The organism is Streptomyces sp. SID14436 (assembly GCF_010548465.1).
Lineage (GTDB): Bacteria > Actinomycetota > Actinomycetes > Streptomycetales > Streptomycetaceae > Streptomyces.
In genome coordinates, this window is the sequence record NZ_JAAGMD010000231.1 from 13166 (window position 1) to 35532 (window position 22367).

Here is a 22367-nt window from a genome sequence, read left to right on the forward strand (position 1 = left end):
AAGATACGGGTGCGTGCGCGGAAACCGGTCAGCCGACCGGTGATTCCACGCCGCGCGGACGTCAGCCCCGGTGCGCGCCGCTCCCGTGGCGGTGACGCCGGCCGCGGTGTCCGGACGCGCCCCCGGTGGCCACCCGCTCGGAGCGGCGGATCAGCAGGATCCCGGCGGCCGCGACGGCCGCCAGGCCGGCCCCGGCGCCCACCGCACCCGCCGGGGAGAAGCCGCACACCAGCAGGACGGCCGAGGTCAGGGCGCAGCCGAGGGCCGAGAAGCGGGCCAGCTCCCCGGCCGCGCCGGGGGCGGCCGCGGTCCCGTGCTCGACGGCGCCGTGGGCTGCGGGTCCGGACATGGTGTGCTCCCTGGGGTGCGGCTCACGGGGTTCAACGCACCAGGGGGCGGTCGGTCACTCGGAGCCGCCCGACGGGGCCCGGGCGGCGGGCCGGACCGGTTGGCCGAACGCAGTTGGTTGAATGCTGCGCAAACCAGCTGTACAACGCAGCAACCGTTGCGTTGCGGGCGCCCCCTCGTGCATGCTCCGGGAAACCCGCCAGCCGGGCGGGGGCGGGATCTGGGCCTAGGAGGCGTGCCGCCGTACCCTTGGGGGTATGGGGTTGGGAAGATGATTCCCGGACACAGCTCCGCCGCACACTGTCGTCCCCCTCAAAAGGATCACAACGCCGAGACAGCCATGGCCGGTCACGAATTCTTCGAACCCGCGGACCGCAAGCGACCGGTCGCCGACCCGACGGCGGCCGACTCCCTGGCGGCGGAAGAGGCGCGCGAGTCCTGCGACCCCGCCTTCCGGCACGGTGTGGTCGTCGGCTTCGACGGTTCCACGTCCAGTGAGCGCGCCCTCGCCTACGCGATCGGCATGGCCCGGCGGCTGGGCTCCGGCCTGATCATTGTCCACGTCGCCAACCGGCTGCCCACCACGGTGTGGGCGGGCTGCGAGCCGCCGGTCTTCGTGGACGTCCCGGACCACCGCACCGAGGTGCTCGGCCTCGAACTCGCCTGCGCGGAGTATCTCGCCGAGGTGCCGTGGATCCTGGTCGAGCGCGGCGGGGACATCTGCCACGAACTCGAGGAAGTGGGGCGGGAGTACGAGGCCGACGCGATCGTCGTCGGTTCCACCCACGGGCTCGTGGGGCGGTTGTTCGGGTCTGTCGCGGGGAGGCTGGCGAAGCGGGCGCAGCGGCCCGTTGTCGTGATCCCCTGAGCCGAGGGACGGGCCCCCGCGTGGTGTGGCACCACGCGGGGGCCCGTTCCCGTGCGTCGGCCCCTGAGGGTGGGTGGGGGCCGGCCGCGCAGAACCCCGCGCCCCTGAGGGCAGGGGCCGGTGTCCGAGGGGACCGTGTCCCGGCGGCCTACTCGACCGTGACCGACTTGGCCAGGTTGCGGGGCTTGTCGATGTCGCGGCCGAGGGCCAGCGCCGTGTGGTAGGCGAGGAGTTGCAGCGGGATGCCCATGAGGATGGGGTCCAGCTCGTCCTCGTTCTTCGGCACCACGATCGTGTGGTCGGCCTTCTCCTGCTCCTGGTGGGCCACCGCGAGGATCTGGCCGCTGCGGGCCTTGATCTCCTCCATGGCGGCGCGGTTCTTCTCCAGCAGGTCGTCGTCCGGCACGATCGCGACCGTGGGCAGCGCCGGCTCGATCAGGGCGAGCGGGCCGTGCTTGAGCTCGGAGGCGGGGTAGGCCTCGGCGTGGATGTACGAGACCTCCTTCAGCTTCAGGGACGCCTCGCGGGCCACCGGGTAGCCCCGCACCCGGCCGATGAAGAGCATCGAGCGGGCCTCGGCGTACTGCTGGGCCAGCTTCTCGATCTCGCCCTCCTGCCGCATGATCGCGTCGATCTGCTCCGGCAGCCTGCGCAGACCCTCGATGATCCGCTTGCCGTCGCGGACCGACAGGTCACGGGTGCGGCCCAGGTGCAGGGCGAGCAGGGCGAAGGCGACGGTGGTGTTGGTGAAGCACTTGGTGGACACCACGCACACCTCGGGACCGGCGTGCACGTACACGCCGCCGTCGGCCTCCCGGGCGATCGCGGAACCCACGACGTTGACCACGCCGAGCACCCGCGCGCCCTTGCGCTTCAGCTCCTGCACCGCCGCCAGCACGTCGTAGGTCTCACCGGACTGGGAGACGGCGATGTACAGGGTGTCCGGGTCGACGACCGCGTCGCGGTAGCGGAACTCGGAGGCCGGCTCGGCGTCGGCCGGGATGCGGGCCAGCTCCTCGATCATCTGCGCGCCGATCATGCCGGCGTGGTACGAGGTGCCGCAGCCGAGGATCTTCACCCGGCGGATCAGGCGGGCCTCGCGGGCGTCCAGGTTCAGGCCGCCCAGGCGCACGGTGGCGAAGCGGTCCTCGATCCGGCCGCGCAGCACCCGGTCCACGGCCTCGGCCTGCTCGTGGATCTCCTTGTGCATGTAGGTGTCGTGGCCGCCCATGTCGTAGGAGGCGGCCTCCCACTCCACGGTGGTCGGCTCGGCGGTGGTGCTGGTGCCCTCGGTGGTGTACGTGCGGAAGTCGTCCGCGGTGAGGGTGGCCATCTCGCCGTCGTTGAGGGTGACGACCTGCCGGGTGTGGGTGACCAGGGCGGCGATGTCGGAGGCGACGAACATCTCCTTCTCGCCGATGCCGAGCACGACGGGCGAGCCGTTGCGGGCCACCACGATGCGGTCGGGGAAGTCGGCGTGCAGCACGGCGATGCCGTAGGTGCCCTCGACGACGCGCAGCGTCTCGCGGACCCTGTCCTCCAGCTTCTCGGCCTGCGAGCGGGCGATCAGGTGGGTGAGGACCTCGGTGTCGGTCTCCGAGAGGAACTCGACCCCGTCCGCCTCCAGCTTGCGGCGCAGGTCGGCGGCGTTGTCGATGATGCCGTTGTGGACGACGGCGACCTTGCCCTCGGCGTCCAGGTGGGGGTGGGCGTTGACGTCGGACGGGGCGCCGTGGGTGGCCCAGCGGGTGTGGGCGATGCCGGTGGTGCCCTTGAAGCGGGCCGGCACCTTCGCCTCCAGGTCGCGCACCCGGCCCTTGGCTTTGACCATCTTCAGGCCGGAGGTCTTGGGGGAGGTGACGACGATGCCCGCCGAGTCGTAGCCCCGGTACTCCAGGCGCTGGAGGCCCTCCAGCAGCAGCGGCGCGACCTCACGCCTGCCGATGTATCCGACGATTCCGCACATATGGGTTATTCCTAGTCGTAGAGGTCAGCCGTAGACGATGCGGCGCAGCTGCCGGAGCGAGAGCTCCGGCGGGGACACCGCCCGGTATCCGAGGTCCGTGGCGATCCGTTCGAAGATCGTCGCGTTGACCAGGCCCTGGGCCTGGAGCTCCCGGTGGCGGCGACGGACGAACTCCTCGGTCGTCTCGTCGAAGTAGGCGAGCACGTCCTGGACCACACGCAGCGCCTCGCCCCGGCTGAGGGGCGTGGACCGCGCCAGATGATCAACAAGTTCGTCGTGCACCCGACGATCCTGAAGTACGGGGGCCCTCTGCGCAAGAATTCTGCCCGATATCGGGCAGGAATGCCTGTCGAGGGGCACGGATGGCCTACATGCGCGGGAACGGGCGGCCTACATGCGCTTGAGGATCGCCTGCTTCGCCAGGGTGAACTCCTCCTCGGTCAGCACCCCGGACCGGTGCAGGTCGCCCAGCTCGCGCAGCCGGCGCAGCAGGGCGTCGTGATCGTCCTCGGCCGGGGCCGCGGGCGCCGGGAGGGCGGCAGCGGCCGTCGCCGGGCCGGCCGGGGCCGGCACCTCGCCCCGGTCCGTCCCGCCGCCGTCGGCGCGGGCCGCCGGATGCGGCAGCCGGGCCTGCACGGCGGCGGCGACCAGCGCCATCAGGGGGTCCTTCTTGAAGCCCCACAGCTCCACCGCGTGCGGGTCGTACTTCGCCGGCGCCTTGGTGGGGGAGTGGTGCACCAGGAAACGGAGGTGGCCGTTCTCCAGCCCGGCGGCCGGCAGCCACTCCACGGCGGATATGTCCCCCAGGGCGAGCGTGCGGGCACCGGCGGCGGCCTTGGCGTCCTCGGTCTTCCAGTTCCACTCCAGGCGGACCCGTTCGCCGTCGAAGCTCACCGTCCCGTCCCCCGCGGAGACGGACAGCGGCAGCGACGGGCCGGGCAGCAGATACGCGTCGACCGGGTCGGCGGGCACCTGGTCCAGCAGCAGGGCGGTGCGGACCTCCTCGGCGAAGTACTCGGCGACGCCGTACCGGCCCGGTTCGACGAGCAGCTGGTACGGGTCGTGCGGCTCGCTCAGGCGGCCGCCGGTCACCTGGAGCAGCGGGTCGGCGCCGTCCCGCAGCCGCAGCCTCAGGCGCCCCGCCTTCCTGCCCTGCTCCAGCGAGATGCCCGCCACCGCGCGCAGCGGGACCGGGAGTTCACCCAGCGTCCGGCGCAGCAGCCCGACGTTCTTGTCCCGGCCGGGAGTCAGCCGCAGGGTCTCCCCGTCGAAGGTCCAGGTCCCGTCCTTCTGGATGATTTCCGCCATGGTGCGATTGTTCCACCGCCGCGGCGGGCGGTGGTCCCGCACGCGCGGCGGGCACCCGCGAGGACCGTACTCGCGGGTGCCCGCCGGGCCTTGGGGTCAGCGTCCCGCGAGCGGGTTCTGCAGGGTGCCGACGAGCTGCAGCGCGGCGGACGGGTCCGCGAGGTCCACCATCTGCCGGTTGTCGCGCAGTTGGAGCCGGTTGAGGCAGGACAGCGCGAACTCGGGCGCGAACAGGTCGTACTGGGCGAACCTGTCGGCGAGTTCGGGCACCGACGCCTGGTAGGCGCGGGTGACCTCGGCGACCGTCCGCCAGAAGTCGTCCTCGCTCAGGATGCCCTCGGCGGCCAGGTCGGAGGCCAGGAACCGGAAGAAGCAGTCGAAGACGTCCGTGAAGACGGACAGCAGCTTCTGGTCCTCGGGGACCTCCACGCGGATCCGGGTCACCTCCGGCGGCAGCACCGCGTCCGGGTCCATGACCACGATCTCCTCGGCGATGTCCTTGTAGACCGCCCGCTGCACGACCCCGTCGCGCAGCACCAGGATCACGTTCTCGCCGTGCGGCATGAAGGCCAGGTCGTAGGCGTAGAAGCAGTGCAGCAGCGGGGTGTAGTAGGCGTGCAGGTAGTGCCGCAGCCACTCGGCCGGGGCGAGTCCCGACTGCTCGATGAGGGCGCCCGCGAAGGAGGAGCCCTCGTGGTCCACGTGGACCAGGGAGGCCATGGTGGCCAGCGACTCGCCCTCGGCCAGCGAGGACACCGGGCTCTCCCGCCACAGCGCGGCCAGCATCTTGCGGTACGGCGAGTAGCGGTCCGTGGCGCGCTCGTACTCCAGGTGCCGGTAGCCGGCCGCGGCCCGCTCCCGGATGATCGACAGGCCCGTCGCCCGCAGCACCGCGTCGCCCTCGATCAGCTGGGCCAGCCAGTCGTTGATGGCCGGGGTGGCCTCCATGTAGGCGGCGGACAGGCCCCGCATGAAGCCCATGTTCAGCACCGACAGGGCCGTCTTCACGTAGTGCTTCTCGGGGTGCGAGGTGTTGAAGAAGGTCCGGATGGACTGCTGGGCCAGGTACTCGTCGTCGCCCTCGCCGAGGCACACGAGGTGGCGGCGGGCGACCTCGGCGGCGAAGGTGACGGTGAGCTTGTTCCACCACTGCCAGGGGTGCACCGGGATGAGCAGGTAGTCCGCCGGGTCCAGGCCCTGCCCGCGCAGCACGCCCTCGAAGCGGGTGACGGTGTCCGCGCCCAGCTCCTGGCGGACGAACGACGCGTAGTCGATGCCGACGCCCGCCGTGAACGCGGCCCGCGAGCGGTGCGCGGCCAGCCACACCAGCTTCACCGGGGCCGCCGCCTCGGGGGCGTACGCCGCGTACTCGTGGATGCCGAAGCCGAGGCGCCCGTTGTTGGCGACGAAACAGGGGTGGCCCTCGGTCATGCCGGTCTCGATGGCCTGGAAGCCGGCGCGGGCCAGCTCGGCGGAGGTGACGGGCGGCTTGGTCAGCTTGTAGCAGGTGCCGGAGAGGGTGGAGGAGATCTCCTCCAGGTACACCGGCAGCACCTCGTCGCCCAGGCCCAGCGACTTCTGCAGCTCGATGACGAAGTCCAGCGCCTCCAGGGGCAGTTCCGTGTCGCCCCGGTGCCGGGATATGGACTCGGCGTCCACCTGCCAGTGGTCCAGGGCCCGGCGGACGGCGGTGAAGCGGTACTCGGTCAGCCCGTCGTCGGAGCGCACGGCGTAGCCGCCGTCGCCGGTGGCCTCGGGGGTGATGAGCCGTTCGTGCGCGAACTCGGCGAGCGCCTTGCGGATCAGCAGCCGGTTGGCCCGCGCCCACAGCTCGGGGGACAGGTGCGCCACGGCGTCGGACGGGGTCATGCGCTCACTCCTCGGGCGGCCTCGAACTGCTCGCGGGTGCAGAAGCTCAGCAGGGCCCGCTTCTCCGGCTTGTCGATCTCACGCGCCGGGACGAAGCCGACGGCCTCGTTCAGCGCGTGCACGGCCTTGTTGCCGACGTCCGGTTCCACCACCACCCGCCGGGTGTCGGGGTCGGCGAACAGCTCCTCCATCACGGCGGTGATGACGGCCTTCGTGAAGCCGTGCACCGGCCGGTCCGTGGGGGCGACCAGGAAGTGCATGCCGACGTCGCCCGGCTCCGGGTCGTACAGGCCGACGAGGTCGACGTACCGGGGGTCGTACCGCTCCATCAGGAAGGCCGGTTCGCCGTCGTGCAGGCCCAGGTGGGCGTGGTGGTGCTCGTGGGCGGCGATGCGCATGTACTCGCGCTCGACGTCCTGCAGCCTCGCGTCCTGCATCATCCAGAACGCCGCCTTGGGGTGGGTGACCCAGCGGTGCAGCAGCTCCGCGTCCCGCAGCGGGTCCAGCGGGCGGAAGGTGAACGTGCCGATGGTCATACGGAGAACTCCTGGAACGCGATGGACTTCTCGACCGGGTAGACCTCGCGGCCCAGCAGCTCGCGGATGATGGAGCTGTTGCGGTACGGGCCCATCCCCAGGTCGGGGCTGGTGATGCTGTGCGTGTGCACTCCGGCGTTCTGCAGGAAGACGCCGCGGCCGGTCACGTCGATGGCGTAGTTGCGGGCCACGTCGAAGCGGCCGTGGCCGTCCAGCCGGAGCCGGTCGCGGACCGGTTCCAGGAAGGCGGGCGGCTCGTAGTGGTAGCCGGTGGCCAGCACGAGGCCCTCGGTGCGGATCTCGAAGTCCTTGTCCTGCTCGTCCTGGTGGAAGCCCAGCGTGTAGCCGCCGTCCTCCCAACAAGCCGTGGTGAGCGTGGAGTTGGTGAGCAGCCGGGTGGCGACGCCCCGGCCGCCGCTCTCCACGTTCTTCTGGTACAGCAGGTCGAAGATCGCGTCGATGAGGTCCGAGTTGATGCCCTTGAACAGGCCCTTCTGCTGCTTCTCCAGCCGGTAGCGGGTCTCCTCCGGCAGGGCGCGGAAGTAGTCGATGTAGTCCGGGGAGGTCATCTCCAGGGTCAGCTTGGTGTACTCCAGCGGGAAGAACCGCGGGGAGCGGGTGACCCAGTTGAGCCGGTAGCCGTGGACGTCGATCTCCGACAGCAGCTCGTGGTAGATCTCGGCGGCGCTCTGCCCGCTGCCGACGATCGTGACCGACTCCTTGCCGCGCAGTTCGTCCCGGCGGTGCACGTACTGCGCGTTGTGGAACAGGCCGCCCTCCAGCCCGCGGCAGGGCTCGGGGACGTAGGGGACGGTGCCGGTGCCCAGGACCAGGTGGCGGGCGCGGTAGGTGTCCCCGCCCCGGGTGCGCACGGCGTACAGCCCGTCCGCCTCGTCGTAGTCCACCGCGGTGACCGTCGTGCCGAAGCGGATGCTGGTCAGCTGTGCCGCGGCCCAGCGGCAGTAGTCGTCGTACTCCACGCGCAGCGGGTAGAAGCTCTCGCGGATGTAGAACGAGTACAGCCGGCCCTTCTCCTTCAGGTAGTTGAGGAAGGAGTAGGGGGACGTCGGGTCGGCGAGCGTGACCAGGTCCGACATGAACGGCGTCTGCAGGTGCGCGCCGTCGAGGAACATCCCGGCGTGCCACTCGAAGTCCGGCTTGGACTCCAGGAAGACCCCGTCCAGTTCGGCGATCGGCTCGGTGAGGCAGGCCAGACCGAGGTTGAAGGGGCCCAGCCCGATCCCCACGAAGTCGTGGACGGTGCCGGTGGTGGCTTCGGCTTCAGGAAGCGCGGTCAAGGGACTCTCCCAGGTACTGCTCGGCGTGGCCGGCGATCAGGTCGAGGACGGCAGTGATGTCGGCCGTCGTGGTCTCGGGGTTCAGCAGGGTGAACTTCAGGTAGTGCCGCCCGGCGACCTTGGTGCCCGCGACGACGGCGTCCCCGGAGGCGAACAGCGCTTTGCGGGCGTAGAGGTTGGCCCGGTCGATCTCGGCCGGGTCGGTGACGGCGGCCGGGACGTAGCGGAAGACGAGGGTGGACAGCGTGGGTTCGACGACCACGTCGTAGCGCGGGTCGGCGTCGAGCAGCCTCCAGCCCTCGGCGGCCAGGTCGCAGACCTCGTCGAAGAGGGCACCGATGCCGTCGGCGCCCATCACCCGCAGCGTCATCCACAGCTTGAGCGCGTCGAATCGGCGGGTGGTCTGCAGGGACTTGTCGACCTGGTTGGGGATCCGCTCGGTCACCGTGCGGCGCGGGTTGAGGTACTCGGCGTGGTAGGTGGCGTGCCGCAGGGTGGTGGCGTCGCGCACCAGCACGGCGGACGAACTCACGGGCTGGAAGAAGGACTTGTGGTAGTCGACGGTCACCGAGTCGGCGCGCTCGATGCCCGTGAGGCGGTCCCGGCGCTTCAGCGAGGTGAGCAGTCCGCAGCCGTAGGCGGCGTCCACGTGCATCCAGGCGCCGTGCCGTTCGCACAGTTCGGCGATCTCGGGCAGCGGGTCGATGGAGCCGAAGTCGGTGGTGCCCGCGGTGGCGACGACGGCCATGGGGACGAGGCCCTCGGCGGCGCAGCGCTCCAGTGCGCGGGCGAGGGCGACGGTTAGCAGGCGCTTGTCCTGGTCGACGGGGAGCGGCACCACGGCGTCCGGTCCCAGCCCCAGCAGCTTCGCGGACTTCTGCACGCTGAAGTGGCTGACCTCGGAGGCGAACACGCGCAGCTTCGCCGTGTCGTCGGTCTTGGCCTCCTCGCGGGCCAGCAGCAGCGCCTGGAGGTTGGACTGGGTGCCGCCGGAGGTGAACACCCCGTCGGCGGCGGGCCCGAGGCCGATGCGGCCGGTCGTCCAGTCGATGAGCTTGCGCTCGATCAGCGTGCCGCCGGCCGACTGGTCCCAGGTGTCCAGGGAGGAGTTGACGGCGGACAGCACGGCCTCGCCGAGCACGGCCGGGATGACGACCGGGCAGTTGAGGTGGGCGAGGTAGCGGGGGTGGTGGAAGTAGACGGCGTCCCGGAGGTAGACGTCCTCCAGCTCGTCCAGGGCGGCCGTGGTGTCCAGCAGGGGCCGGTCGAGGTCGATCCGGTCGATGCGGGGGGAGAGGTCGTCGGCCGTGACGCCGGTGAACGGCCGTTCGGTGGTGGCGAGTCTGGCTGCCACCCGCTCGACTCCTTGGGTGACGGACCGGCGGTACTGCTCCGCGGTGGTGTCGTTGAGCAGGTGCGAGCGCATGTGGGGGTCCTCCGGTGGGGACGGTCCGGTGCGGGTCGGAGAGCGGGCCGGGCGCTGAGCGGCGCGGGGCCGAAGCGCGACTTAGGTTAGCCTAACCTCATTGCCCGGATGGCCGTGCGGCACCCATCGTGACCGCGATCACGGCCGGTTCCTGCGGTTCGTGCGTCAACTACGGCTGGAATCAGCCCTGTTCGCGCAACTGCTCCTCGGACACGCCGTGCCGCCAGTAGCCGACGAAGGTCACCCGGCGCCGGTCGACGCCGCGTTCGCCGACGAAGTGCCGCCGCAGCTGCTTCACACAGCCGGATTCACCGGCGAGCCACACGTACGGCCGTTCGGCGTACGGGAGTTCGGCGTCACGGATGCTGTCCAGCGCGAGCGGGGTGCCGTGGGAGCCGTCCCGGTCCGCGCCGTGGCCCTCGCGCACGAACCAGGTGATCTCGGCGTCGGCCCGGTGGGCGAGGTCCGTGACGTCCCCGGGGTGCGGCACCTCCAGCCAGACGCGGGCCCGGGTGCCGGCCGGCAGGGACTCCAGGACGGCCGCCGTCGCGGGCAGCGCGGTCGCGTCGGCCCACATCAGCACCAGGCCGGTGTCGTGCGGCGGGCGGAACCGGATCGCACGGTTGTCGGCGACGGCGGGCCCGAGCAGCAGGACCCGGTCCCCGGGCGCGGCCCGCGCGGCCCAGCGCGAGGCCGGACCCGCCTCCTGGCCCGCACCCGCGACGGCGGACCCGTCCGGCAGGCCGTCCCGGCCCCCGGGGCCGATGCCGTGCAGCACGAAGTCGATGTCGATGCCGGTGGTGACCCCGAAGGCGTCCGTGTGCCGCTCCCGCAGGGTGTAGGAGCGCATCACCGCCCGGACGTCGTCGGGGAGTTCGCGCCAGGCCTGCCACCAGTCGTTGCCCCGGTCGAGCGGCACCACCGGTTCGCTCCGGCCCGGGGCCGGCAGGAACAGCGACAGGGACTGGTCACGTCCGTCGGAGCGGAACTCCGCGAGGTCCGGCCCCGCGAAGCGGACCCGGACCGTGGACGGGCCGAGCCGCCACGTCCGTACGACCTGGAGGGCGAAGAAACGGAACGGGGCGGCTACGGCAGTGGTCACGGGACGTCTCCGCGGGTCGGGGCGGGTACGGACGGACGCCGGGTCAGCTGACCTTCTTGGCCTTCTCGATGGCCTCGGCGAGGCGCTCGACGACCGGCACGCACTTGTCGTAGGAGAGGATCGGCTCGGAGGAGCGCGGGATGACCTGGCCGGCCTTGACGGCGGGCAGCTTCTTCCAGGTCGCCTCGCTGATGTCGGCGGGCTGGATGGCCGAGGTGCGGTCGTCCATCATGATGATGTCGGCCGGGTACTTGTCGACGTTCTCCCAGCTCAGGCTCTCGAACCAGCCGCCGCCCTCGGCCTTGGCCTTCTCCGGGGGCTCGACGAAGTCCACGCCGAGGGCCTTGAAGTACTCCAGGTCGATGGACAGGTTGGTGCCGGAGACGTAGAAGATCTCCTGGCTCGCGGAGCCCGCCATCACCTTGATGCCGGGGTTCGCCTTGACGGCCTTGCGCAGCCGCTCGGAGGCCGCCTCGAAGCGCTTCTTGGCGTCGGTGGCCTTCGCGGCCTTCATGTCGCCGCCCAGCGACTCCGCGAGCTCCCACATGCGCTGCAGCGGGCCGGTCAGCTGGCGGTCGTAGACGGAGATGCCGACGCTCGGGGCCAGCTTGGCGATCTTGTCCTTGGACGCCTCGGGGACGTACCAGAGCGTGCCCGTGTCGTCGAACATCGTGGAGATGAGGACGTCCGGTGCGAGGGTCGCGTACTTCTCGACGTTGAACTGGTCCCAGACGTTGCCGAGGATGGTCACCTTGCTGATGTCCATGTCGCCGGCCTGGACGTCGGCCTTGCCGTCCTTGGTCTCGGTCGGGCCGAACACGCCCTTGACCTGGATGCCGTAGTCGTAGAGGGCCGCGGCGACACCGGTGAACGCGACGATGTTCGCGGGCACCTTGTCCAGCTTCACGGTGGTGCCGCGGTCGTCCTTGAAGCTCCAGGGACCGGACCCGGCGCCCTTCTTCGACCCCGAGCCGCCGCTTTTCGCGTCGTCGTCCCCGCAGGCCGCGAGCGCGGCGCCGAGTCCGAGGACGCCGCCTGCGGCGAGCAGTCCGCGACGGGAGAGGCGGGCGGTTCTGGCATTCGACATGGGTCGGTCTGCTTTCGTGCGTACGGGAGCCGGAGGGTGCGCGGTCGCGGGCCCCCGGGCCGGAAACAGCCTTAGGTTAGCCTAACCTCAGGGCTTGTCCAGAGGGCCGTCGGATGCATCCCCCCGCGGAAGCGCGGACATGCCGTCCCGGTACCGTGATCCCGGTCACGCCGAGGGGGAGACGATGGACGCGATACGCCGATGGGGCCCGCCCGTGGCCGTGCACCTGATCCTCGGCATGGTGGCGCTCGTCCCGCTCTGGCTGTCGATGATGTTCGTGCTGAGCCACCCGCTCGCCGCATGGGGCCTCACGTCCCCCGAACCCACCGACAACGACGGCATGTTGCCCTGGCTGGTGCTCCTCGTGCCGATGTGGGCCGTCTTCCTGGCCCTCTGGCTGCCCCTCGGCTCCCTCGCCCGCCGGACCGCCACGGGGGTCTCCCGGGCCCGCTACTGGACCGTCGGCGCGGCCCTGGTGCTCGCCCCCATGGTGTTCCTGACGGCGCTGTTCTACGTCGTCGAGGGCTGAACGCAGAGGGTCCGGCGGGCGGGCCGTGGCGGCCCGCCCGCCGGACCGGCGGAATCCCGGGGATCAGCCCGTCAGGCCCAACTCCCGCGCGATCAGCATCCGCTGCACCTCGCTCGTGCCCTCGCCGATCTCCAGGATCTTCGAGTCGCGCCACATCCGCGCCACCGGGTACTCGTTCATGAAGCCGTACCCGCCGTGGATCTGCGTGGCCTCGCGCGCGTTGTCCACCGCGACCGTCGAGGAGTACAGCTTCGCCAGCGCCGCCTCCTTCTTGAACGGCTCCCCGGCGACCAGCCGGCTCGCCGCGTCCCGCCACGCCAGCCGGGCCGTGTGGGCCTTCATCTCCATGTCCGCGATCTTGAACTGGATCGCCTGGTTGGCGCCGATCGGCCGGCCGAAGGCGTGCCGCTCCTTGGCGTACTTCACCGACTCGTCCACACAGCCCTGCGCCAGGCCCGTGCCCAGCGCCGCGATCGCGATCCGGCCCTCGTCGAGGATCCGCAGGAACTGCGCGTAGCCGCGCCCCTCCTCGCCCAGCAGGTTCGCCGCCGGGACCCGCACGTCCTGGAACGACAACTCCCGCGTGTCCGAGGCGTTCCAGCCGACCTTCGAGTACGGGGCGGCCACCGTGAACCCCGGAGTGCCCGACGGGACGATGATCGCCGAGATCAGCGGCTTGCCGTCCGGCTTGCGGCCGGTGACCGCGGTGACCGTCACCAGACCCGTGATGTCCGTGCCCGAGTTGGTGATGAAGCACTTCGTGCCGTTGATCACCCACTCGTCCGTCGACTCGTCCAGCCGGGCCGTGGTGCGGGTGGCGCCCGCGTCGCTGCCGCCGTCCGGCTCCGTCAGCCCGAACGCGCCCAGGATCTCGCCCGAGCACAGCCGGGGCAGCCACTCGCGCTTCTGCTCCTCGGTGCCGAACAGGTGCAGCGGCATCGCGCCCAGCGACACCCCCGCCTCCAGCGTGATGGCCACCGACGAGTCCACCCGGGCCAGTTCCTCCAGGGCCACCCCGAGCGCGAAGTAGTCGCCGCCCATGCCGCCGTACTCCTCCGGGAACGGCAGGCCGAACAGGCCCATGCGGCCCATCTCCCGCACGATCTCGTACGGGAACTCGTGCCGCTCGTAGAAGTCGCCGATCTTCGGCGCCACCACGTCGTGCGCGAACTCCTCCACGGTGCGGCGGAGTTCTTCCAGTTCGGGGGAGAGCTTGTGGTCCATGGTCGTCACTGCTCCTGGTGGGAGAGGGCTCGTACGGTGCGGGACGGGCTGGGTCGGCCCAGGTGTCCGGCCATCCACGCGCTGGTGGCGACGAGGCGGCCGAGGTCGACTCCGGTGTCGATGCCGAGACCGCGCAGCATCCACACCAGGTCTTCGGTGGCGAGGTTTCCGGTGGCGGACTTCGCGTACGGGCAGCCGCCGAGCCCGCCGGCCGAGGCGTCGACGGTGGTGACGCCGTGCCGCAGCGCGGTCAGGGTGTTGGACAGGGCCTGGCCGTAGGTGTCGTGGAAGTGCACGCCCACCACGCCGACCGGCACGCCCTCGGCGACGAGGGCGTCCAGCAGCGCGCTCACGTGGCCCGGTGTCGCCACCCCGATGGTGTCGCCGAGGCTGAGTTCGTCGCAGCCCATGTCCAGCAGGGCCCGGCAGACCCGGACCACCTGCCCGACGGGGACCGCGCCCTCCCAGGGGTCGCCGAAGCACATCGACAGATAGCCCCGCACGTGCACGTCGTCCGCCTTGGCCCGGCGCACCACCGGCTCGAACATGGCGAGCGCCTCGTCCAGCGAGCGGTTGAGGTTGGCCCGGGCGAAGGACTCCGTGGCGCTGGCGAACACCGCCACCCGGCGGGCGCCGAGCGCCAGCGCGCGGTCCAGCCCGCGCTCGTTGGGCACCAGCACCGGCAGGTCCACGGGAAGGCCGGCGACCCGCGGGAACAGCTCCTCGGCGTCCGCCAGTTGGGGCACCCACTTGGGGTGCACGAAGCTGGTCGCCTCGATCGTGGTCAGGCCGGCCCCGGCGAGACGGCGGACGAACTCCGCCTTCACCTCCACTGGGACGACACCCTGCTCGTTCTGCAGGCCGTCGCGCGCCCCCACCTCGTGGATGCGGACCCGGGCGGGCAGACCCCCGGCCGGTACGGCCATGGGCAGCCCCAGCTCGTGTGCGTTCATGCCGTCTCCTCCTCCACGGGGGCGATGACCGCCAGCACCTGGTCCATGGCGACCGTGGTGCCCGGGGCCACGTCCAGCCCGGTGACCGTGCCGGCGTGCGGGGCGGAGATGACGTGCTCCATCTTCATCGCCTCCACCACCAGCAGGCTCTGGCCGGCGTCCACGGTGTCGCCGACGGCGACCTTCACCACCGTCACCGTGCCCGGCATCGGCGCGGTCAGCGAGTCGGCGCCGCCCCGGCCCGCCCGGCTGAGGGACTCCTCGACCGGGTCGTGGTCCCGCACCTGCCAGGCGTCGCCGTCCCGGCCCAGCCAGGTGCCGTCCGGCAGCGCGGCGACGGTGTGGGTGACACCGTCGAGGGCGAAGGTGAACCTGCCGCCCTGCGCGGTGCCCGCCGACACCCGCACGGGGGCCTCGGCGCCCGGCAGCAGCAGTTCCGTCCCGCCGTCCGCCGTGCCGCGCACCCGCACGGCCACCGGGTCGTGGCCCGGGACCCGCAGGTGATGCGTGGTCCACGCCCGTCGGCCGCCCAGCCGCCAGCCGTCCCCGGCGGCGAACGGATCGGCCCAGCCGGAGCCGTCCGCCGGGGCGGTGAGGGCACGCCGGCGCAGCAGCGCCGCCGCCGCGTACGTCTCGGCCGGCACCTCGTCCGGTGCCAGCGCTCCCGCCTCCCGCTCCACCAGTCCGGTGTCCATGTCGCCGGAGACCACCGCCGGGTGGGCGAGCAGCCGCCGCAGGAACCCGGCGTTGGTCTGCACGCCCAGCGTGACCGTCTGCGCCAGCGCCGCCCGCAGCCGGCGCAGCGCGCTCGCCCGGTCCGGGCCGTAGGCGATCACCTTGGACAGCATCGGGTCGTACAGGCTGCCGACCTCGGTGCCCGCGCTGAGCCCGGAGTCGGTGCGGACGCCGTCGCCCTGCGGCTCGTGCAGCGAGAGCACCGTGCCGCCGGAGGGGAGGAAGCCGCGGGCCGGGTCCTCGGCGCAGATCCGGGCCTCCACCGCGTGACCGGTGAGGCGGATGTCGTCCTGCCCGAACGCCAGCGGTTCGCCCGCCGCCACCCGCAGCTGCCATTCGACCAGGTCCAGCCCGGTGACCAGCTCGGTGACCGGGTGCTCCACCTGCAGGCGGGTGTTCATCTCCATGAAGTAGTAGGACGCGGGGTCGTCGCCCGGGACGATGAACTCCACCGTGCCCGCGCCCCGGTAGCCGCAGGAACGGGCCGCCTGCACGGCCGCCTCGCCCATCGCGGCCCGGGTCTCCTCGTCGAGGAGCACACTGGGCGCCTCCTCGATGATCTTCTGGTGCCGGCGCTGGAGCGAGCACTCGCGCTCGCCCAGGTGCACCACGCCCCCGTGGCCGTCGGCCAGGACCTGGATCTCGATGTGCCGGGGGCGGTCGATCCACCGCTCCACCAGCAGCGTGTCGTCACCGAAGGAGGCGCGGGCCTCGCGGCGGGCGGCGGCGATCTCCTCGGCCAGCCGCTCCTCGTCCCGCACCAGGCGCATGCCCTTGCCGCCGCCGCCCGCCGACGGCTTCAGCAGCACCGGCATGCCGATCCCGCGGGCCGCCCCGACGAGCTGCTCGTCGGTCAGACCGCTGCCGCTGGACCCGGGGACGACCGGCACCCCGGCCGCCTTGACCGTCTCCTTGGCGCGGATCTTGTCGCCCATCAGGGAGATGGCCTCGGCCGGCGGGCCGATGAACACCAGCCCGGCCTCGGCGCAGGCCCGCGCGAAGGCGGCGTTCTCGGCGAGGAAGCCGTATCCCGGGTGCACCGCCTGCGCGCCGGTGCGGGCGGCGGCGTCCAGCAGCCGCTCCACGGACAGGTAGCTCTCCGCGGCGGGCGCCGGTCCGATCCGCACGGCCGTGTCGGCCTCCCGCACGTGCCGGGCGTCGGCGTCCGCGTCGGAGTACACCGCCACCGCGCGCACGCCCATCGACCGCAGGGTGCGGATCACGCGGACCGCGATCTCGCCCCGGTTGGCCACCAGGACCGTGTCGAACATCCGCGGCGCCCCGGCCGGCCGGCCCGTCGTCCCGGCCGCCCGGTCCGCCGCCTGTGGTGTCGTCTGAGCTGTCATCGTCAGGGGTCCCCTCACATCCGGAAGACGCCGAACTGAGGGTCACTCAGTGGCGCGTTGGCGCACGCGGTCAGGGCCAGGCCCAGGACCTGCCGGGTCTCCATCGGGTCGATCACACCGTCGTCCCACAGCCGGGCCGTCGCGTAGTAGGCGTTGCCCTGCTCCTCGTACTGGGCGCGGATCGGGGCCTTGAAGGCGTCCTCCTCCTCGGCGGACCACTCCTCGCCGCGGCCCTCCAGCTGGTCCCGCTTGACGGTGGCCAGCACCGAGGCGGCCTGCTCGCCGCCCATGACCGAGATCTTGGCGTTGGGCCACATCCACAGGAAGCGGGGCGAGTACGCCCTGCCGCACATCGAGTAGTTGCCCGCGCCGTAGGAACCGCCGACGACCACCGTCAGCTTCGGCACGCGGGTGCACGCGACCGCCGTGACCATCTTGGCGCCGTGCTTGGCGATGCCGCCCGCCTCGTAGTCCCGGCCGACCATGAAGCCCGAGATGTTCTGCAGGAACACCAGCGGGATCCCGCGCTGGTCGCACAGCTCGATGAAGTGGGCGCCCTTCTGGGCCGACTCGGAGAACAGGATGCCGTTGTTGGCGACGATCCCCACCGGGTGGCCGTGGATCCGGGCGAAGCCGGTGACCAGGGTCTGCCCGAACTCCGCCTTGAACTCCGCGAACCGGGAGCCGTCGACCACCCGGGCGATGATCTCCCGCACGTCGTAGGGGGTGCGGGAGTCCACCGGCACCGCGCCGTACAGGCCCGCCGGGTCCGCCTTGGGCTCGACCGGGGCCTCGACGCTCCAGGGCAGCGGGCCGCGCGCGGGCAGCGTGGAGACGATGGTGCGCACCGTGCGCAGCGCGTGCGCGTCGTCCTCCGCGAGGTGGTCGGTGACGCCCGACACCCGGGAGTGCACCTCGCCGCCGCCCAGCTCCTCCGCCGTGACGACCTCGCCGGTGGCCGCCTTCACCAGCGGCGGGCCGCCGAGGAAGATCGTGCCCTGGTTGCGCACGATCACCGCCTCGTCGCTCATCGCCGGGACGTACGCCCCGCCCGCCGTGCACGAGCCGAGGACCGCCGCGATCTGCGGGATGCCGGCGCCGGACATGCGGGCCTGGTTGTAGAAGATCCGCCCGAAGTGGTCCCGGTCGGGGAACACCTCGTCCTGCATCGGCAGGAACGCGCCGCCGGAGTCGACCAGGTAGACGCAGGGCAGCCGGTTGTCGAGCGCCACCTCCTGCGCGCGCAGGTGCTTCTTCACCGTCATCGGGTAGTAGGTGCCGCCCTTGACGGTGGCGTCGTTGGCCACCACCACGCACTCGCGGCCGCTGATCCTGCCGATGCCGGCGATCACGCCGGCCGCCGGGGCCTGCCCGTCGTACATCCCGTCGGCGGCCAGCGGGGCCAGCTCCAGGAAGGGCGAGCCGGGGTCGAGGAGCGTGTCCACGCGCTCACGCGGGAGCAGCTTCCCGCGCGCGGTGTGCCGCGCCCGCGCCCGCTCGCCGCCGCCCAGCTCGGCGGCGGCCAGCTTGGCGCGCAGCTCCGCCACGAGGGCGCGGTGCGCCTCCTCGTTGGCCCGAAAGGCCTCGGACGCGGGATCGGCCGCGCTGTGAAGCTCCGGTGCCTCATGCATCCTGCGGGTCCCCTCACCTTGTTAATGAGCGTTAACGCATTTCCCTCAGGTTAACGACCGCTAACGTCGCTGTCTAGAATCGTCCTCATGGCCACCAGAACCGACGCCCCGACCCGCCGCGAGCAGATCCTCAAGGAGGCCGCGCGGCTGTTCGCCGAGCGCGGTTTCCACGGCGTCGGGGTCGACGAGATAGGCGCCGCGGTCGGCATCAGCGGACCGGGGCTGTACCGGCACTTCGCGGGCAAGGACGCGATGCTCGCCGAGCTGCTGGTGGGGATCAGCGGCTCGCTGCTCACCGGCGCCGAGCGGCGTCTCGCGGAGGCCGACGGGGTGCCCCCGGAGGAGGTCCTCGACTCCCTCATCGAGGGGCACATCGACTTCGCGCTCGACGACCGCCCCCTCATCACCCTGCACGACCGCGAGCTGGACCGCCTGCGGGACTCCGACCGCAAGCTGGTCCGCCGGCTGCAGCGGCGGTACGTGGAGCTGTGGGTGGGCGTGGTCCGCGCCCTCTACCCGGACCTGGCCGAGCCCGCCGCCCGGTCCGCCGTGCACTCGGTGTTCGGGCTGCTCAACTCCACCCCGCACCTCGGCCGCCCCGGCGCCCTGCCCGGCCGGGCGGTGACCGCCGGACTGCTGCACCGCATGGCCCGCGGCGCCTTCGAGGCCGCGGCGCGCTGAGCCCGCGCGCGTGACGAGCGTTACGTCCGCCCCGCTCTGGACGACGGTGGATACTCGCCGGTATCTTTGAGTCTGAGCAAGCGCTTAGCCATGCGGTCTCCCCGGCCGGGGAACCCGCGGCGAGCAACCCCGTACGCGAGAGCGGCGCCGGCAGGGCGCGAGGAAGGGCGGTGGGCGTTCGTGCGCCGTACGCTGTTCAACGAGGACCACGAGGCGTTCCGGGAGACCATCCGGGCCTTCATCGAGGCCGAGGTCGTCCCCGTCTACGACGACTGGTTCGCGGCCGGCCAGGCCCCCCGTGACTTCTACTACAAGCTGGGCGAGCTGGGCGTCTTCGGCATCACCGTGCCCGAGGAGTTCGGCGGCGCGGGCATCGAGTCCTACAAGTTCGAGGCGGTCCTCTACGAGGAGACCGCCCGCGCGGGCGTCCAGTTCGGCGGCTCCGGCGTGCACGTCCTGCTGGCCCTGCCCTACATCAAGATGCTCGCCACCGACGAGCAGAAGAAGCGCTACCTCCCGAAGTTCGCCACCGGCGAGGAGATGTGGGCCATCGCGATGACCGAGCCGGGCACCGGCTCCGACCTCGCGGGCATGAAGACCACCGCCAAGCTGTCCGAGGACGGCACCCACTACGTCCTCAACGGCGCGAAGACCTTCATCACCGGCGGTGTGCACGCCGACAAGGTCATCGTCTGCGCCCGGACCGCGGCGCCGACCGCCGAGGACCGCCGCCACGGCATCTCGCTGTTCGCCGTGGACACCCAGTCCGAGGGCTACTCCGTGGGCCGCAAGCTGGACAAGCTGGGCCTGCGCACCTCCGACACGGCGGAGCTGGCCTTCGTCGACGTCAAGGTGCCCGTCGAGGACCTGCTCGGCGAGGAGAACAAGGGCTTCTACTACCTCGGCCACAACCTGGCCTCCGAGCGCTGGGGCATCGCCTTCGGCGCCTACGCCCAGGCCAAGGCCGCCGTCCGCTTCGCCAAGCAGTACGTGCAGGAGCGCACCGTCTTCGGCAAGCCGGTCGCCCACTTCCAGAACACCAAGTTCGAGCTGGCCGCCTGCCAGGCCGAGGTGGACGCCGCCGAGGCCGTCGCCGACCGCGCGACCGAGGCCCTGGACGCCGGTGAGCTGACCCCCGCCGAGGCCGCCTCCGCGAAGCTGTTCTGCACCGAGGTCGCCCACCGCGTCATCGACCGCTGCCTCCAGCTGCACGGCGGCTACGGGTACATGAACGAGTACCCGATCGCCCGCCTGTACGCGGACAACCGCGTCAACCGCATCTACGGCGGCACCAGCGAGATCATGAAGACGATCATCGCCAAGGACATGGGCCTGTAGGACGGACCCGGGACACCCCTGGCCCCTACACCTACCTGTACAACTGAACCCCATGAGTCAGGCACTCCAGCACCTCCTCGATCTGCTCGACCTCGAGCAGATCGAGGAGAACATCTTCCGCGGCCGGTCCCGCTCCGCCGTCGTCCCCCGCGTCTTCGGCGGGCAGGTCGCCGCGCAGGCCCTCGTCGCCGCCGGCCGGACCGTCCCCGCGGACCGGCCCGCCCACTCCCTGCACGCGTACTTCCTGCGCCCCGGGGACCCGGGCGCGCCGATCGTGTACAACGTCGACCGGATCCGCGACGGCCGGTCCTTCACCACCCGCCGGGTGGTCGCCGTGCAGCACGGCAAGCCGATCTTCCACCTCTCGGCGTCCTTCCAGACGTACGAGGAGGGCCTGGACCACCAGGCGCCCATGCCGCCCTCCCCGGACCCGGCCACCCTGCCCACCGCCGAGGAGCGGCTGCGCGGCTACGCCCACCTCGACCCCGAGGTGGTCGAGCGCTCCCTGGCGGCGAGCGCCGCCGTCGACCTGCGCTACGTCGACGAGCCGCCCTACGGCCGGTTCGGTGAGCCCCGCGAGCCGCACTCCCAGGTGTGGTTCCGCACCAACGGCAAGCTGGACCGCGACGTCGACGAGCCGCTGCTGCACGTCGTGCTCGCCACCTACGTCTCCGACATGACGCTGCTGGACTCCGTCCTGCTCGCCCACGGGCGCGGCGGCTGGGCCGTCGGCGACGTCGTCGGGGCGTCACTGGACCACGCCATGTGGTTCCACCGCCCGTTCCGGGCCGACGAGTGGCTCCTGTACGACCAGCAGTCCCCGTCGGCCCACGGCGGCCGGGGACTGGGCCAGGGCCGCATCTACACCCAGGACGGCCGGCTCGCCGTCTCGGTCATCCAGGAGGGCGTGGTCCGGGTTCCCCGGGACGCCCCCTAGCCTCCCGCCCCGTTCAGCCGTCGCGGGACAGGCCCGCCTCGGCCAGCAGGTACGCCGTCATCGGGTCGTAGTGGCGGGGGCTGACCACGTGGTCGTCGAGGGGGACCGTCACCTGCACGGTGCCCTCCGCCTCCGCCAGGAACAGCGCCGGGTCGTTGCAGTCGGCGTAGCCGACGGAGTCCACGCCGTACTGTCCCGCCGCGCCCGCCCAGCCGTGGTCGGCGACGACCAGGTCGGGCAGCGGGCGGCCCGCACGCTCCAGCGCCGTCAGGATGGCCTTCATCGGTTCCCCGGAGTGCGTGTGCCACAGGGTGGCGCCGTGCTCCAGCATCGCCACGTCGGCGAACTGCATCACGTACCCCTCCTCCGTGGTCAGCCCGTCCGGGATCACCACGATCTCGCAGCCGGCCGCCCGCAGCGCGTCGGCGGTCGCCCGGTGCACGTCGAGCAGCCCGCCGGGGTGGCCGGTGGCCAGCAGCACCCGCTGCCGGCCGTCCGCCGCCTTGCGCAGCCGGGCCGCCATCCGCTCCAGCCCGGCCACCGTCAGCTCCGGGTCGATGGTGTCCTGCCCGTACCGGTACTCCGGGTCGTCGTTGACGCCGACCCGCTCCGCCATCACCGCGAGCACGTCCTGCTCGTCGCTCCAGCGGTCGCCGAGCTCCAGCCCGAGCCAGTAGTGGCGGTCACCGTTCGCCAGCTTGCGGTAGTGGGAGAGGTTGTTCTCGCGCGGGGTGGCGACATCGCCCGCGATGCGGGTGGCGGTGAGGTGGCCGAGCAGTTCGGCGCGGCTGGGGGTCCCGGGTATCGGCATGCCCCCCATTGTGGAGCAGTGGCCGGTGGGCGTCTCGGCCGTATCGCGCGCTGGGATGTGCGTCACGTACTCGGGCGACTGCGTACAGGTACTCAGGCCGGTACTCAGCCCCGGCGCAGCGCGAACCACAGTTCCATGCGCACGTCCGGGTCGTCCAGGTCCGCGTCCAGCAGGGCCGCGCAGCGGGCGATGCGCTGGCGGACCGTGTTGCGGTGCACCGACAGGGCCACCGCCGTGCGGTCCCAACTGCCGTGCAGCGACAGCCAGGTGCGCAGGGTCTCCGGGAGCGCGGGCACGGCGGCGAGCGGCGCCAGCAGCGCGCGGGCGTGGGCCTCCGCGTCCGGGCCCGCGACCAGGTCGGTCAGCGCGGGCCG

General features: G+C 72.0%; 21 protein-coding genes. 5 read left to right on the plus strand and 16 right to left on the minus strand.

What is annotated here, in order from left to right:
- Positions 1–61: 61 nt before the first annotated feature.
- Positions 62–349 carry a hypothetical protein gene (locus G3I53_RS08255; RefSeq protein WP_164438180.1) on the minus strand — a complete coding sequence of 96 codons (288 nt, stop codon included), beginning with the start codon at positions 347–349 and terminating at the stop codon, positions 62–64.
- Positions 350–688: 339 nt separating this feature from the next.
- On the opposite strand from G3I53_RS08255, the gene G3I53_RS08260 reads away from it, so the two are divergent.
- Positions 689–1216 carry a universal stress protein gene (locus G3I53_RS08260; protein WP_164336553.1) on the plus strand — a complete coding sequence of 176 codons (528 nt, stop codon included), beginning with the start codon at positions 689–691 and terminating at the stop codon, positions 1214–1216.
- A gap of 148 nt (positions 1217–1364) precedes the next feature.
- Here G3I53_RS08260 and glmS read toward each other — a convergent pair whose 3' ends face one another.
- The 9 genes from glmS to G3I53_RS08305 form a co-directional block, all read right to left on the minus strand.
- Positions 1365–3182, minus strand: a complete 1818-nt coding sequence (glmS, locus tag G3I53_RS08265) for a glutamine--fructose-6-phosphate transaminase (isomerizing) (protein ID WP_164336554.1) — start codon at positions 3180–3182, stop codon at positions 1365–1367.
- Between the two features lie 24 nt (positions 3183–3206).
- Positions 3207–3464 carry an HU family DNA-binding protein gene (locus G3I53_RS08270; RefSeq protein ID WP_164336556.1) on the minus strand — a complete coding sequence of 86 codons (258 nt, stop codon included), beginning with the start codon at positions 3462–3464 and terminating at the stop codon, positions 3207–3209.
- Between the two features lie 108 nt (positions 3465–3572).
- Positions 3573–4490 (minus strand): DUF4429 domain-containing protein, encoded by a 918-nt coding sequence (locus tag G3I53_RS08275; RefSeq protein ID WP_164438181.1) that lies wholly within the window; start codon positions 4488–4490, stop codon positions 3573–3575.
- 96 nt (positions 4491–4586) lie between these two features.
- The gene (locus G3I53_RS08280; RefSeq protein WP_164333384.1) at positions 4587–6359 is read right to left on the minus strand and encodes an IucA/IucC family siderophore biosynthesis protein; all 1773 of its coding nucleotides are present in this window, start codon (positions 6357–6359) and stop codon (positions 4587–4589) included.
- Positions 6356–6895 (minus strand): GNAT family N-acetyltransferase, encoded by a 540-nt coding sequence (locus G3I53_RS08285; protein ID WP_164333385.1) that lies wholly within the window; start codon positions 6893–6895, stop codon positions 6356–6358. Before G3I53_RS08285 ends, G3I53_RS08280 begins: the two co-directional genes overlap by 4 nt.
- Positions 6892–8193, minus strand: a complete 1302-nt coding sequence (locus tag G3I53_RS08290) for a lysine N(6)-hydroxylase/L-ornithine N(5)-oxygenase family protein (protein WP_164333386.1) — start codon at positions 8191–8193, stop codon at positions 6892–6894. Before G3I53_RS08290 ends, G3I53_RS08285 begins: the two co-directional genes overlap by 4 nt.
- Entirely contained in the window at positions 8177–9619 is a 1443-nt protein-coding gene (gene desA / locus G3I53_RS08295; RefSeq protein ID WP_164333387.1) for a lysine decarboxylase DesA, read from the minus strand. The genes G3I53_RS08290 and desA overlap by 17 nt, the downstream gene beginning before the upstream one ends.
- A 181-nt stretch (positions 9620–9800) precedes the next feature.
- Positions 9801–10721 (minus strand): siderophore-interacting protein, encoded by a 921-nt coding sequence (locus G3I53_RS08300; protein ID WP_164438182.1) that lies wholly within the window; start codon positions 10719–10721, stop codon positions 9801–9803.
- A 43-nt stretch (positions 10722–10764) separates the two neighbouring features.
- Complete coding sequence (locus tag G3I53_RS08305; RefSeq protein WP_164333253.1) at positions 10765–11808, minus strand: ABC transporter substrate-binding protein; 1044 nt, start codon at positions 11806–11808, stop codon at positions 10765–10767.
- Positions 11809–11947: 139 nt separating this feature from the next.
- Between G3I53_RS08305 and G3I53_RS08310 the strand changes: the two genes are divergently transcribed.
- On the plus strand, positions 11948–12337 hold the full coding sequence (locus G3I53_RS08310; protein WP_164438183.1) for a hypothetical protein: 390 nt from the start codon (positions 11948–11950) through the stop codon (positions 12335–12337).
- A 63-nt stretch (positions 12338–12400) separates the two neighbouring features.
- On the opposite strand, the gene G3I53_RS08315 is transcribed toward G3I53_RS08310, so the two are convergent.
- The 4 genes from G3I53_RS08315 to G3I53_RS08330 all read right to left on the minus strand — a co-directional run bounded on the left by G3I53_RS08315 (position 12401) and on the right by G3I53_RS08330 (position 18226).
- Entirely contained in the window at positions 12401–13561 is a 1161-nt protein-coding gene (locus G3I53_RS08315; protein ID WP_164333251.1) for an acyl-CoA dehydrogenase family protein, read from the minus strand.
- 5 nt (positions 13562–13566) lie between these two features.
- Positions 13567–14514, minus strand: coding sequence for a hydroxymethylglutaryl-CoA lyase (locus tag G3I53_RS08320; RefSeq protein ID WP_164333250.1), 948 nt, complete (start codon positions 14512–14514; stop codon positions 13567–13569).
- Positions 14511–16520, minus strand: coding sequence for an acetyl-CoA carboxylase biotin carboxylase subunit (locus G3I53_RS08325; RefSeq protein WP_164438185.1), 2010 nt, complete (start codon positions 16518–16520; stop codon positions 14511–14513). The genes G3I53_RS08320 and G3I53_RS08325 overlap by 4 nt, the downstream gene beginning before the upstream one ends.
- Before the next feature lie 89 nt (positions 16521–16609).
- On the minus strand, positions 16610–18226 hold the full coding sequence (locus tag G3I53_RS08330) for a carboxyl transferase domain-containing protein (RefSeq protein WP_164332638.1): 1617 nt from the start codon (positions 18224–18226) through the stop codon (positions 16610–16612).
- A gap of 87 nt (positions 18227–18313) precedes the next feature.
- On the opposite strand from G3I53_RS08330, the gene G3I53_RS08335 reads away from it, so the two are divergent.
- From G3I53_RS08335 to G3I53_RS08345, 3 genes are all read left to right on the plus strand, one after another.
- Complete coding sequence (locus tag G3I53_RS08335) at positions 18314–18907, plus strand: TetR/AcrR family transcriptional regulator (RefSeq protein WP_164332639.1); 594 nt, start codon at positions 18314–18316, stop codon at positions 18905–18907.
- Positions 18908–19087: 180 nt separating this feature from the next.
- Positions 19088–20245 (plus strand): acyl-CoA dehydrogenase family protein, encoded by a 1158-nt coding sequence (locus tag G3I53_RS08340; protein ID WP_164332640.1) that lies wholly within the window; start codon positions 19088–19090, stop codon positions 20243–20245.
- A 52-nt stretch (positions 20246–20297) separates the two neighbouring features.
- Positions 20298–21182 (plus strand): acyl-CoA thioesterase II, encoded by an 885-nt coding sequence (locus G3I53_RS08345; protein ID WP_164332641.1) that lies wholly within the window; start codon positions 20298–20300, stop codon positions 21180–21182.
- Between the two features lie 13 nt (positions 21183–21195).
- On the opposite strand, the gene G3I53_RS08350 is transcribed toward G3I53_RS08345, so the two are convergent.
- Both G3I53_RS08350 and G3I53_RS08355 read right to left on the minus strand, forming a co-directional pair.
- A complete protein-coding gene (locus G3I53_RS08350; RefSeq protein ID WP_164332642.1) occupies positions 21196–21993 on the minus strand; it encodes a phosphatase in 798 nt (265 codons plus the stop codon).
- Positions 21994–22097: 104 nt separating this feature from the next.
- On the minus strand, positions 22098–22367 hold a 270-nt coding region (locus G3I53_RS08355), incomplete at its 5' end, for a helix-turn-helix domain-containing protein (RefSeq protein WP_164438184.1).

Coding starts and splice junctions, on each gene's coding strand:
- G3I53_RS08350 (WP_164332642.1), bottom strand. CDS start 21,993: ATGCCGATACCCGGGACCCCCAGCCGCGCCGAACTGCTCGGCCACCTC.
- G3I53_RS08330 (WP_164332638.1), bottom strand. CDS start 18,226: ATGCATGAGGCACCGGAGCTTCACAGCGCGGCCGATCCCGCGTCCGAG.
- G3I53_RS08320 (WP_164333250.1), bottom strand. CDS start 14,514: ATGAACGCACACGAGCTGGGGCTGCCCATGGCCGTACCGGCCGGGGGT.
- G3I53_RS08305 (WP_164333253.1), bottom strand. CDS start 11,808: ATGTCGAATGCCAGAACCGCCCGCCTCTCCCGTCGCGGACTGCTCGCC.
- G3I53_RS08315 (WP_164333251.1), bottom strand. CDS start 13,561: ATGGACCACAAGCTCTCCCCCGAACTGGAAGAACTCCGCCGCACCGTG.
- G3I53_RS08325 (WP_164438185.1), bottom strand. CDS start 16,520: ATGTTCGACACGGTCCTGGTGGCCAACCGGGGCGAGATCGCGGTCCGC.
- G3I53_RS08275 (WP_164438181.1), bottom strand. CDS start 4,490: ATGGCGGAAATCATCCAGAAGGACGGGACCTGGACCTTCGACGGGGAG.
- G3I53_RS08335 (WP_164332639.1), top strand. CDS start 18,314: ATGGCCACCAGAACCGACGCCCCGACCCGCCGCGAGCAGATCCTCAAG.
- G3I53_RS08260 (WP_164336553.1), top strand. CDS start 689: ATGGCCGGTCACGAATTCTTCGAACCCGCGGACCGCAAGCGACCGGTC.
- G3I53_RS08310 (WP_164438183.1), top strand. CDS start 11,948: ATGCCGTCCCGGTACCGTGATCCCGGTCACGCCGAGGGGGAGACGATG.
- G3I53_RS08255 (WP_164438180.1), bottom strand. CDS start 349: ATGTCCGGACCCGCAGCCCACGGCGCCGTCGAGCACGGGACCGCGGCC.
- G3I53_RS08280 (WP_164333384.1), bottom strand. CDS start 6,359: ATGACCCCGTCCGACGCCGTGGCGCACCTGTCCCCCGAGCTGTGGGCG.
- glmS (WP_164336554.1), bottom strand. CDS start 3,182: ATGTGCGGAATCGTCGGATACATCGGCAGGCGTGAGGTCGCGCCGCTG.
- G3I53_RS08285 (WP_164333385.1), bottom strand. CDS start 6,895: ATGACCATCGGCACGTTCACCTTCCGCCCGCTGGACCCGCTGCGGGAC.
- desA (WP_164333387.1), bottom strand. CDS start 9,619: ATGCGCTCGCACCTGCTCAACGACACCACCGCGGAGCAGTACCGCCGG.
- G3I53_RS08345 (WP_164332641.1), top strand. CDS start 20,298: ATGAGTCAGGCACTCCAGCACCTCCTCGATCTGCTCGACCTCGAGCAG.